This window comes from Amycolatopsis sp. 195334CR, assembly GCF_017309385.1.
GTDB lineage: Bacteria > Actinomycetota > Actinomycetes > Mycobacteriales > Pseudonocardiaceae > Amycolatopsis.
Genome location: NZ_JAFJMJ010000002.1, coordinates 2,205,470 through 2,217,339, shown reverse-complemented (window position 1 = coordinate 2,217,339; position 11,870 = coordinate 2,205,470). Strand labels below are relative to the sequence as shown.

Here is an 11,870-nt window from a genome sequence, read left to right as displayed (position 1 = left end):
GGTTCCGGCTTCAGCCGGGCCAGCTGGCGAACTGGCGTCTGCCGTAGAGCAGCGGGCGCGGCGGCACCGGTGCCTGGGGACTGAGCCGGAAGACCTGGCCGAACACGACGCTGTGGTCGCCGACGACCTCGTGCCGGGTGACCGCGCAGTCGGCGATCGCGTGCGCGTCGTCGACCAGGTGGGGCCCGCCGGCGCCCGGCTCGGCGGTCCAGCGGACCCGGTCGAACCGGTCGGCGGCCCCCGAGGCGAACAGTTCCGCCGCCGGGCGGCCGTGCTCGTGGACCAGGTTCACCGTGAAGGTGGCCCGGCGCAGCAGCGCCGCCAGCGTCGGGCTCTCCCGGCGGAGGCAGACCAGCAGGGTCGGCGGGTCCACCGAGACGCTGCAGATCGCCGAGCAGGTCATGCCCCACGGCCGGTCGTCGAGATCCCGGGTGGTCACGATGCTCACGCCGGTGGGGAACCCGGACATCAGCGCCCGGAACTCCCCCGCCCCGACGGTGACGGCGTCGGCCGTCACCCCGGGCGCGGTCATCGATTCGGTCATCCGCACACCTCCGTACTCATGGGGCGCGGTGCCCCGGGTGGTGTTTCACCAAGCGGCGGAGCCGCTTGCCGTGAGCCACCAACTCGCACCGCAGCGGGTTCTCAGGCGGCTTCTCGCGAGGACAGCTTCACCGTGGTGAATCGGCATTCATGAGGTGAAGATCCCGGAGCGAGAAGACGCCTGAGGTTCCGCCACCCGCACCGCCACGCAAACCGGCAAAAACACTTTCTAGCGGCGGGCTCGCTCCGCGGGAGCGAGGCTGTGCAAGTGCGCGAAGTACTCGTACTGGCTGGGCAATCCGGTCACTAGTTCGGCGGCCTGGTCCCGGACGAGCTGCAGTTCCTTCGCCGCCGCGGCGTCGTTGAAGCGGCTGAGGGCGGGCGAGGCCTTCACCTCCAGACCACCGAGGCCGAGGATCATCGCGTGGTAGGAGTACGGCTCGAACCCGTGGTAGTGCGGGAAGATCGAGTCGGCGTCGGGCAGGCGGGTGCGCCACAGCTCCAGCCGCTCGGCGAGGCCGTCCGGGATCGGGCGGGTCTTCGCGTCCCGCCAGTACCGGTTGTCGTTGCGGGCGGCGGCGTAGTAGTGCAGCACCAGGAACTCGCGCACGCCGTCGATGACGTTGCCCACCTGGCGGTTGTACGCGGTGCGCAGGGCGTCGTAGCGCTCGGCGTCCGGGAAGTGCTTCACCAGCTGCTCGATGGCGTTCTGGATGAAGAAGATCCCGGTCGACTCCAGCGGCTCGACGAACCCGCTGGCCAGCCCGATCGCCACGCAGTTGCGCACCCACGAGCGCTCACTGCGGCCGATGCGCATCTTGATGTGGTTGGCTTCCAGGTCCGCCGCGGCCGGGCCGACGAACTCGCGCAGCGCCCGCTCGGCCTCCTCCGGCCCGCAGTAGTCGCTCGCGTAGACGTAGCCGGTGCCCAGCCGCTCGTACAGCGGGATGGTCCAGATCCAGCCGGCGTCCATCGCGGTCGCCGTGGTGCACGGGCGCAGGCCGCGGTCGGCCATGTCGACCGGCACCCGCAGCGCCACCGCGCTGTCGTTGGGCAGGGTGTCCTGGAACGAGACGAACGGCTCGCCGAGCGCCTTGCCCAGCAGCAGGGACCGGAATCCGGTGCAGTCGATGAACAGGTCACCGTGCAGTTCGCCGTGTTCCTTGGTCACCACGTGGCTGATCGCGCCTTCGGCGTCCAGCGCCACGTCGAGCACGTCGTCCTGGATGTGCTTGGCGCCGCGTTCGGTGGCGTACTTCGTCAGGAACTTCGCCAGCAGCGTGGCGTCGAAGTGGTACGCGTACGGGAACTGCGCGTTCTGCTCGGACAACGTCGACCGGAACAGCGGCTGGTCGTCGGCTTCGCGGTACTCCTGGTCGAACAGCCTGCCGTCGTGATAACGGGGTGAGCTCTTCGCGTCGGCCATTGACGCGATCACGAAGCAGTCGCGGTCGAAGCGGTCGCTCGGCTGCTGCTGCAGCCACCAGTCGGTCAGCGGGAAACCGTCGACCACCCTGGTGCGTTCGAACGGGTGGTAGAAGTGCTTGCCCGGTTCACGCCAGTTCTCGAAGCGGATGGCGAGTTTGTAGGTGGCGTGGCACTCCGGCATCCACTCGCGCTCGTCGAGCCCGAGGTAGTCGAAGAAGTGCCGCACGGTGCTGAAGGTGGCTTCACCGACCCCGATCGAGGAGACCGACTTCGATTCGACGAGGGTGACCCCGACCCGGTCGCCGAACGCGACCCGGAGATAGGCCGCGGTCATCCAGCCCGCCGTTCCCCCGCCCACGATAACCACGTTTTCCGGCATAGAAACCCTTCCCTGACAATATCAGCCACCAGCGCCAGTGGCGGGCACCAAACAATCACCGGCAATCAGCTTGCCGACCGATTCCGGTCCCGTCCAAGGCATTAAGCTGGCGCCGAATCCCCCTCATGAACCCGGGGCCGGTGGAATCCGCGGCCGGTTTTCTCGCCGAGGTGACCGGCCGCGACCAGCTCCGCGAGCAGCGGGCTCGGCCGGAAGCGCGGGTCCCCGGTGAACTCCAGCAGCACCAGCAGGGTGTCCACGATGGTGTCCAGGCCGATCAGGTCGGCGGTGCGCAGCGGGCCCATGCGGTGCCCGAAGCACTCGCGGAACACCTCGTCCACGGTGGCCGCGTCGGCGGTGCCCTCGTGCAGCACGGTGGCCGCTTCGTTGACGGTGAGCATCAGCACCCGGTTGGACACGAAACCCGGCGCGTCCCCGACCACGATGGCCTTCTTGCCGATGCGCGTGAGCAGTTCCGTGGTGCGGCGCAGGGTTTCCTCGGTGGTGCGCGGACCGCGTGCCACCTCCACCGCGTCCTTCAGCGGGGCCGGGTTCATGAAGTGGGTGCCGATCATCCGGCCGGGATCGCCCAGCCAGCCGGCCAGGTGGTCGACCGGGATGGCCGAGGTGCACGAGGCGAACACCGCGCCCGGCGCGCTGTGCTCCTCGGCCGCGCGCAGCACCTTTTCCTTCAGCGGCAGGCGTTCCGGCACGCATTCGACGACGAACTCGGGCGCGTCCAGCTGTTCCCAGCGATCGGTCCAGCGGATGCGGTCGAGCACCTCGTCCGGTGCGGGGCCGGTGCGGCGCAGCATCCGGGCCAGGCGCACGCCGTCGCGCACCCGGCCCGGTCCGGCGCCGCGCGCGGCGGCCGCCGGTTCGTACACCACCACCTGCCCCACCGCGGCCAGGCACTGCGCGACCCCGCAGCCCATGGTGCCGCCGCCGAGCACCGCGTAGTTCCCCATGTCCCCGCTCCTCCGTCGTCAGTGGGTCTCGGCCAGTACGCGAATGTGCCCGGACCGCGAGACCGGTTCACCGCGGTGCGCCAGCAGCAGCCGGTCGCCCGCGTCGTGCTCCACCTCGAACCCGCTGAACCGCAGGGTGACCAGCATGATCCGGTTGACCTCGGTGGGCACGAACTCCGCCCGCGGCCGCCGCCCGGCGGCCAGCGACCGCCGCACCACCTGCTCGATCAGCGCCGCGCCCGCGCCGCGGGAAGCCACCCGGCACGAGGTGAGCAGCAGTTTGATCGTGGTGTTCGCGGGGTCGCTCTCGGTCAGGGCCAGCCCGATCACCCCGTACGGGCCGAACCGGTCGGTCAGCTCGGCGACCAGCACCTCGTGGTCCGGGGACTCGGCCAGCCGCCCCAGTTCGCGCTCGTCGAAGGTCAGCCCGGTGGTGTTGAGCTGGTGGGTGCGCACGGTGAGTTCGTGCGCCCTGGCCAGGTCACCGGCGGTGGCGCGGCGGATGGTCATGGTCAGCCCCAGCGAAGCGAGGAACTCCGGCGCGGTGCCGTCGTGTGCTTCCTCCGCCGCCCGCCGCCCGGCTTCCACCTGGTACAACCGGCGGCGCTGGGCCGATTCCGCGGTCCGGGTCACCGGCTGGAACTCCGTCAGCCCGGGGAGCTTCCCCGCGTCCTCGGCGGCGTAGGCGCGGACCTGGGGCAGGGCCGCGACCACCTCGGCGCGTTCGACCGGGTCGTTGTCGATGAAGGCGAAGCTGTCCAGGCCGAGGTTGAGCAGTTCCGCCACCCGCCGGACCGCGCCGGATTTGGCGCCCCACCCCACTTCCACCACGGTGAACAGGTCTTTCAGGCCCAGCCGCTCCAGGTGCGCGACCGCGGTGGCGTGATCACCGCGGCTGGCGGTGGCGTGCAGGATCCCGCGTTCGTCCAGCTCCCGCAGCGTGCGCACGGCTTCGGGGACCGGTTCCGCGCGGTCACCCTCCAGCACCACTCCCCGCCACAGCGTGTCGTCGAGATCCCAGACCAGGCATTTCACCGGCGTGCCCATTTTCCCCCGTTCTGTGCTGCCGCAGCAGGTGTTCGGCGATGTGCAGCTCGGCGACCTGGTCCGAGCCCTCGATGATCTGCATGACCTTGGCGTCGCGGAAGAACCGGCCGGCGCGGCTGTCCGGCGCGCACCCGGCGGACCCGAGCAGTTGCACGGCGTCCTGGCTCGCCGAGGCGGCGGCCCGCGCGGCGGCGTACTTCGCCATCACCGTGGCCGCGACCGCGCCCGGCTCCCGGGCGTCACGGGCGTTCGCCGCGCTCCGGCACAGTTCGCGCGCGGCGGTGGTGGCCACCGACATCCGGGCCAGCATCGACCGCACGAGCTGGTGCTCGGCGAGCGGCACCCCGCCCTGCCGCCGCTGCGCGGTGTGCCCGGCGGCGTCGGCCACGCAGGCCGCGGCCATCCCGGCACAGCCCCAGGCGACGGTGAACCGGCCGTGGTCCAGTGCGGTGGCGACCACATGGGACAGTCCGAATCCGGGCGGTGCCACCAGGTTCCGCTGCGGTACGCGGACACCGTCGAAGCGCACGTGCGCGATCATCGCGGCCCGCAGGCCGAGCTGCCCGTGCACCGGCTCCACGCTGACCCCGGCGCGGTCGGCCCCGACCAGCACGGTCACCGGCTTGCCGTCGAGCCTGCCCAGCACCAGGAACACCGTCGCCGCCCGGCCGAAGGTGATCCAGCGCTTCTCACCCGTCACGGTGAACCCGCTCCCGGACCGCTCGACGCGGGTGTCCACAGCGGACAGTTCGGTTCCCGCTCCCGGTTCGGTCGCGGCGAACCCGGCGAGCTGGTCACCCGAGACCAGTGCGGGCAGCCAGTCCGCCCGCTGCGCCGCGGTACCCCAGCGGTGGATGGCCGCGGCGACCATGCCCTGCACGGTGATCAGCGCCCGCACCGAACCACACGCGCCTCCGACCTCGGCGCACAACTCCCCCAGCTCCGCTTGCGTACCGCCGCGGCCGCCGTACTCGGCCGGGAGGTCCGTGCCGAACCAGCCGGAACCGGCCACCGCCCGGCGCACCTCGGCGGGCAGTTCGCCCTGCGCGTCCCAGCTCGCGGCGTCGAATTCGGCCGGATCCACCTCAGCCCGCCAGCTTCGCGAGCACGAACGCGGTCAGCCGGTTCACCGTGCGGAAGTGGTCGAGGTCCAGGTCTTCCACGTCGACGGTGAGCCCGAACCGGTGCTCCACGAAGGTCACCAGTTCCAGCGCCACGAGCGAGCTGACCAGTCCCTGCTCGAAGTAGTCCTCGTCCGGCCCCAGCGCCACGCCGACCAGCGACGTGACGAACTCCAGCAGCGGGGCGCGCACCTCCGCGTCGGTCACCTCGGTCCGCATCCGTTCCCTCCTACAGGTAGTGCGTTTCCGCTTCGCCACCGGCGTGTTCGACCAGCAGCAGGCTCCACGCCGCGACCGGGCTGGCGTTGAACACCACCGCGCGCGAACCCGGCGGCAGCTCACCGCCCGCGATGGCGCCGGACAGGTTGAACAGGACGTCGTTCGGCCCAAGGTGCCCGTTGACCGCGAGGTTCCCGGCACACGCGGCCGCGAGCCGGACGCCGAGGGCTTCTTCGGTGAACCGGAACGCCCCGGCCGACAGGTTCTGACTCAGGTGGCAGGTCACGTCGCCGGTGGTCATGCCGTTCCTGGCGAGCAGTTCGCGGTACAGCTCGCGCAACCGCGCCCGGCCCTCCATCGCCAGCGTGAACGAATACCGCCGCGTGTCGGCGCACTCCTCGCGCCAGTCCGCCGTGGGCCGGTCCCGGAAGTCCACTGTGTACAGATCCCAGTAGGCGCCGTTGGTGGCCTGCGCGATGTCGAGCACGCGCACCGGGCCCGTCCTGGCGAGCAGCACCGCCTGCCCGCCGTCACCGCTGACGGTGACCGGGTGCCGGTACCGCCGCGGGGTCGGTGGCTTGCTGCCGTGCACCACGAGGACCTCCCCCAGACCGGGGTCGGCGGCCAGCAGTCCGCGCGCGGTGAGCAGCGCCGGGGTGATCGACACGCAGCCGAGCCCGCCGACGGAGAAGGTGAGCGCGTCGGGCAGGCCCAGCAGTTCCTGCAACCGCGTGGCCTCCGAACTCATCAGCCGCCCCGGCGCACGGGAGCCGATCACCAGCAGCGCGCCGGGTGAAGCTCCGGTTTCGGCGAGCAGCTTCCGCGCCGCGCCCGCGGCCAGGTCCACCGCGTCGTGGTCCGGGTCCGCGTGGACCCGCTCGATGCCCAGGGCCAGGCATGCCTGTCGTTCGGCGTCGGTCAGCTCGGCCAGCTCCGGCAGGTCGGGGACCTTCACCACCCGCTCCGGCCGGAAGTCCGCGATCGAGCGGACCGCCAGCGGGGCGGTCACCGGACGGCGTCCAGTTCGGCGAACGCCTCGGCCACCCGGTCGGCGAGCACCTCCATCTCCTTCGTGCCGAACCGCTCGCTGTGCACGAGTTCGATCTCGGCCCGCCCGTCGCGCACCGAGGTGGAGAACAGGATCGGCCGCAACGCCAGCAGGGAGGGCATCGGCAGCGGGATCGGCACCGACCGGATCGACAGCGGGCCGCCGAGCCGGATCGGGTTCACCCCGCTGGTCCGGTGCTCCACCATCACCGTCGGCTCGGCCAGCGAACGGAATTCGCGCACGTCCGGGGTGGCCGGGCTGAGCCGCCGCAGCACGCCGTAGCCGACGCCGTCGTTGGGCACCGAGCGCCGCACGTCGGCGATCTCGGGCAGCGCGGCCGCGGCGTCGGCCGCCGGGTCGACCGGCAGGTACATCGGGAAGCCGTTGGTGAACCAGCCCAGCGAGCGCGAGCGGTCCTCCGGGCGGAACGGGTTCGGGTAGCCGTGGCCGATGGTGGACAGGAACGCACCCGGCTCACCGCGCCAGCGCGACCAGCCGCAGGCCACCGCGCACAACGACGCCTCGCGGCTGGTCGGCCCCGGTTCGTAGAGCAGCTTGGCGAGCCGTTCGCCCTCCACCACTCGCTTGAGCACACCCGGGGCGTTGCCGGAACTCTCGGGCAGCACCTCGCCCGCGCCCTGGCGCAGCACGCTCGTCCAGTAGTCGAGTTCGCCGGCCAGTTCGTCGCTCTGCGCCAGCCCGGTGAGCAGGCAGGACCAGTTCCGCAGCGCTGGCGGGCGCGGTGCGGTGGCGTCGTTCTTCCCGGTCAGCGCGCCGTTCAGGTCGTCGAGCAACGGGACGGTGGAGATCTCGTCGTGGGCGAAGTGGTGCAGCACCAGCAACATCAGCCCGGGGCGGCTGGCGCCCCGGTCGTAGAAGCGGCCCCGCACCATCCGCCCGGCCGTGATGTCGAGCTCGGCGCTGAGTTCGGCGGCGTCGGTGGTCAGCAGCGCCAGCTCCGCGGCCTCGTCCAGCGGCGGGAGCACCTTGCTGTCCAGGATGTCCGAAGTGGACACCGCCGGGGCCGGTTCGATCCGCCAGCCGAGGCGGTTCCGGCGGTACCGGTACCGCAGTGGCTCGTGCCACCGGACCAGCTCGGCCAGCGCGCCACGCAGCCGGTCGAGCCCGGTGCCCGGGGCGACCTCCAGCAGTTCCGAGACGACGAAGTCGGAGGCCCCCGGCTGCCCGCCCGCTTCCAGCATGTCGAGCATGAGCGGGGTGAGCGGGATCGGCCCGCTGTCGGCGGTGGCCGGTTCGGGGGCCGGTGCCGGTGCGGCGATCTCAGCCAGTTTCCGCAGGGTCGGGTACTTCAGCATGTCCTGCGCGGTGACGGTGATCCCGGCTCGCGCCGCCCGCGCGGCGACGCCGACGCTCAGGATCGAGTCACCGCCGATCAGGAAGAAGTCCTCGTCCGGGCCGATGGAGTCCCGGCCGAGCAGCTCGGTCCAGATGCCGTGGAGCACCCGCTCGGTGTCGGTGGGCGTGCTCATCGAATCTCCTCGGGGTTCGTCGTTCTCGGCACCGCGGCCCAGTTCGCCGATCGGCCGGTCCGGGTGGTCCAGCACCTCGGCCACGATCTGCCGGAACAACGCGGCGAGCCGCACCATGGTGGCTTCGTCGAACAGAGCGGTGGCGTACTCGAGGTAGCAGCCCATCGGGCCGCCGTCCTGGTCGGCGAGGCCGAGGGTCAGGTCGAGCTTCGACGTGCCGTCGACGATGCCGTACCCGCGTTCCTCCGGGGTGCTGACCACCATGCCGGGGACCTCGGCCGGGTGGGTTTCGGTGTTCTGGTGGGTGTAGGACACGGTGAACAGCGGGTGGCGGGACGGATCCCGCTCCGGGCGCAGATCGGCCACGATGTCGGCGAACGGCAGCTCTTCGTGGTCGAGCACACCGGCCACCGTGCCGGCCACGCGGAGCAGGAGGTCGCGGAAACCGGGGTTGCCGTCCAGGCGGGTGCGGAAGGGCACCACGTTGTTGAAGTAGCCGATGAGTTCGTGGGTGGCCGGGTTGATCCGGCCGGAGGTGGCCGCGCCGACCACCACGTCCTCGTGCCCGGCCCACCGGTAGAGCAGGACGTCGAACACCGCGAGCATGGTGACGAAGGTGGTCACCCCCGCCGACGCGCTCAGCTCGCGCAGGCGCTCGGCCACGTCGTACTCCAGCGTGAAGCCCAGGAGCTTGCCCGCGTGGGTTTCGACCGGTGGCCGGGGGTGGTCGAGCGGCAGTTCGGTGCGGGGCAGGTCCGCCAGTTGCCGCCGCCAGAACACCAGCGCGCGCTCGCGGCGTTCGTCGTCGAGCCAGGTGCGCTGCCAGCCGGCGAAGTCCGGGTACTGCACGGGGAGTTCGGGGAGCACGGGTTCGGCGCCGGTCACCCGCGCGGTGTAGAACTCGCTCAGGTCGCGCAGGAAGATCCGGGGCGACCAGCCGTCGAAGGCGATGTGGTGCCAGGTGCACAGCAGTTGGTGGTCGTGCTCGCCGATGGCGAAGAGCACGGCCCGCACCAGCGGCCCGGCGGCCAGGTCGAACGGCCGGGCGCCTTCCCGGTGTGCTGCTTCGGCGAGCGCCGCCTCCGAGGGCAGTTCGACGATCCGGAGGTCCACGCCCGGGAGGTCGGCCAGCGCGTGGGGACGGCCGTTCTCGTCGGCCACGATCCGGGTGCGCATGATCTCGTGCCTGGCCGACAGGTCGGCGAAGGCACCGCGCATCGCCTCCCGGTCCAGCGGGCCGCGGTAGCGGAGGTCGAGCGGGATGTTGTAGAGCGGGGTGCCCGGGTCCAGGACGTCGAGGTACCACAGCTGCGCCTGGCCGATGGAGATCGGCAGCGGGCCGCCGCGGGGCAGGACCGGGATGGACCAGTCCACCGGCCCGTCCGTCCGGCGCTGCGCGATGAGGGCGGCGAGGGCGCGAACCGTGCGGTGCTCGTACAACTCGGTGAAGCTCAGCCGGGCCTGCAGTTCGTTCTCGAACTCCCGGATCAGGCTGATCCCGGCGATCGAGGTGCCGCCGAGTTCGAAGTAGTCCGAGTCGGGGCCGATGCCCTCCGCCTTGAGCACGCGCGCCCACACCGCCGCGACGGCTTGCTCGAGGTCGTCGGCGGGCGGCGGCTGGACCACGGCGACGGGTGGTGGTGCGGGGACGGTGGGTTGAGGCCGAGGAACCCAGCACGACACCGGTTCGAACGGGTAGGTCGGCACCTCGATCCGTGGCGGCCGGTCCCCGGCAGGCCAGGCGAGGTCCACCCCGAGTTCGTACAGTTCGGCCAGCGCCGCGAGCGGGCCGCCGTCGGCGAGCAGCCGGACGATCGGCAGGTCCGGTTCCAGTTCGGCGATCTCCCGGGCGAGGATCCCGTCCTTCCCCATCTCCAGCAGCACCGCGCCGTCGGAGACGAACCCGCGCACGGCTCGCCGCAGGCCGTCGGGGTCGACGCCCGGGGTCAGGTCCGCGGCGGCCGCTTCGGCCTCGGCCGGGGTGATGCGGCCCCGCGCCAGCCGGACCGCCAGGTTCCCGGTGCCGCTGCCGACCATTCTCGTGTCGTCCAGGCCGAGCGAGCGCACCAGCTGGTACAGCTCGAACTGCCGCGCCCAGTCCTCCCCGTCACCGGAGAACAGCAGCACCACCGGCACCTCGGCGGACGGCCGCTCCGGCGGAACAGCTTGTCTCAGTGCCCCGGCGAGTTCGCCGACGTCCCGCGCCACGAAGGCCCGCCGGTACGGGTGGTCATCGCGGCCCGCGTTCAGCACCGACGCGATCTGCGCCAGCGAGTGCGAGGTGTTCTCGGTGAACTCCGCCAGCGACCGCAGGTACTCGGTCAGCGCTGCCGGGGTTTTCGCCGACACGGTCACCAGCCGCGGTTCACCGTCGTCCGGCACGGCCGTGGCCGTCGGAGCCTGCTCCACCACCACGTGCACGTTCGTCCCGGTGATGCCGAACGAGCTGAGCCCCGCCCGCCTCGGCTCCTCCGTCCAGGCCACCGGTTCGGTCTCCACCACGATCGGTGCCGGGAACGCCGGGTTCGACCGTTCGAAGTGGACGGTCGGATACCGCGTCCCGTACCGCAGCGCGCAGATCACCTTGAGCAGCCCGGCGATACCCGCCGCGTGGTCGAGGTGGCCGAAGTTGCTCTTCACCGAGCCGATCGGCGGCGACCCGCCGGGAAACGCCTCGGCCAGCCCGGTCACCTCGATCACGTCACCGAGCGGCGTGGCCGAGCCGTGGGCTTCGACGTAACCGATCGTCTCGGCGGCGATGCCCGCTTCGTGCCGTGCCGCGCGGATCACCTCGGCCTGGGCGGACGGGCTCGGCGCGCTCATGCCGACCGCGCGGGCGCCGTTGTGGTTGACCGCCACCCCGCGGAGCACGGCGAGCACGTTGTCCTGATCGGACAGTGCCGCGGAAAGCCGCTTCAGCACGACAAAACCGCCGCCCTCGCCGCCGACCGTGCCGTCGGCACCCGCGTCGAACGGACGGCACACCCCGGCGCCGGACCCGACACCCGGCAAGGGCTCGTGACCACGTGCGGGGGTGAGTACCGAATCGACGCTGAGCCCACCGCAGACCGCCAGTTCCGTCCGGCCGGCCCGCAGGTGCGCCACCGCCAGCGCGACCGCGTTCAGGCTGCCGCTGCACGCGGTGTCCACCACCAGCGCCGGTCCGGTGAGGTCGAGGAGGTAGGCGATCCTGGCCGCGACGGCCGCCGGGAGCGAGCCCAGCACCTGCCGGGAGTCCTCGCCCTGGTACAGCCGGGCGTAGGCCGGGTCGGGCGCGCTGACGATCACCGCGGTGTCCGAACCACGCAGTCCCGACGGCGCGTACCCGGCGTGCTCCAGCGCCTCGTGCACCAGTTGCAGGCTCAGCCGCTGGTGCGGGTCCATCAGCTCGCTCTCGCCGAGGGAGAGGCCGAAGAAGCCGTGGTCGAACACGTCCACCCGGTCCAGGTAGCCCTGCCGCAGGTAGTCCACATCGGACTCGCCACCGGCGTGCACCACACGGTCGGCACCCGGCGCGCGGACCGCGTCCAGGCCGTCGGACAGCGCGGTGTGCAACGCGTCGAAGGTGCGCAGCCCACCCGGTAGCGCGAAGGCCGCGCCGATCACCGCTATCGGTTCCGCGTTCAT

8 protein-coding genes are annotated in these 11,870 nt (G+C 71.8%); all 8 read right to left on the bottom strand.

From position 1 onward, the window contains the following. Positions 1-10: 10 nt before the first annotated feature. The 8 genes from JYK18_RS33355 to JYK18_RS33320 all read right to left on the bottom strand — a co-directional run bounded on the left by JYK18_RS33355 (position 11) and on the right by JYK18_RS33320 (position 11,870). Positions 11-544, bottom strand: a complete 534-nt coding sequence (locus JYK18_RS33355) for a flavin reductase family protein (protein WP_242582364.1) — start codon at positions 542-544, stop codon at positions 11-13. A 228-nt stretch (positions 545-772) separates the two neighbouring features. Next, entirely contained in the window at positions 773-2,329 is a 1,557-nt protein-coding gene (locus JYK18_RS33350) for a tryptophan 7-halogenase (protein WP_307796172.1), read from the bottom strand. Between the two features lie 122 nt (positions 2,330-2,451). Then, positions 2,452-3,318 (bottom strand): 3-hydroxyacyl-CoA dehydrogenase family protein, encoded by an 867-nt coding sequence (locus tag JYK18_RS33345; protein ID WP_206807377.1) that lies wholly within the window; start codon positions 3,316-3,318, stop codon positions 2,452-2,454. An 18-nt stretch (positions 3,319-3,336) separates the two neighbouring features. Continuing rightward, the gene (locus JYK18_RS33340) at positions 3,337-4,365 is read right to left on the bottom strand and encodes an HAD family hydrolase (protein WP_206807376.1); all 1,029 of its coding nucleotides are present in this window, start codon (positions 4,363-4,365) and stop codon (positions 3,337-3,339) included. Beyond that, positions 4,292-5,449 (bottom strand): acyl-CoA dehydrogenase family protein, encoded by a 1,158-nt coding sequence (locus tag JYK18_RS48100; protein ID WP_206807375.1) that lies wholly within the window; start codon positions 5,447-5,449, stop codon positions 4,292-4,294. The genes JYK18_RS33340 and JYK18_RS48100 overlap by 74 nt, the downstream gene beginning before the upstream one ends. Before the next feature lies 1 nt (position 5,450). Beyond that, the gene (locus JYK18_RS33330) at positions 5,451-5,705 is read right to left on the bottom strand and encodes an acyl carrier protein (RefSeq protein WP_206807374.1); all 255 of its coding nucleotides are present in this window, start codon (positions 5,703-5,705) and stop codon (positions 5,451-5,453) included. A gap of 10 nt (positions 5,706-5,715) precedes the next feature. Further along, positions 5,716-6,714 carry a 3-oxoacyl-ACP synthase gene (locus JYK18_RS33325; RefSeq protein WP_307796171.1) on the bottom strand — a complete coding sequence of 333 codons (999 nt, stop codon included), beginning with the start codon at positions 6,712-6,714 and terminating at the stop codon, positions 5,716-5,718. Beyond that, complete coding sequence (locus JYK18_RS33320) at positions 6,711-11,870, bottom strand: condensation domain-containing protein (RefSeq protein ID WP_206807373.1); 5,160 nt, start codon at positions 11,868-11,870, stop codon at positions 6,711-6,713. Before JYK18_RS33320 ends, JYK18_RS33325 begins: the two co-directional genes overlap by 4 nt.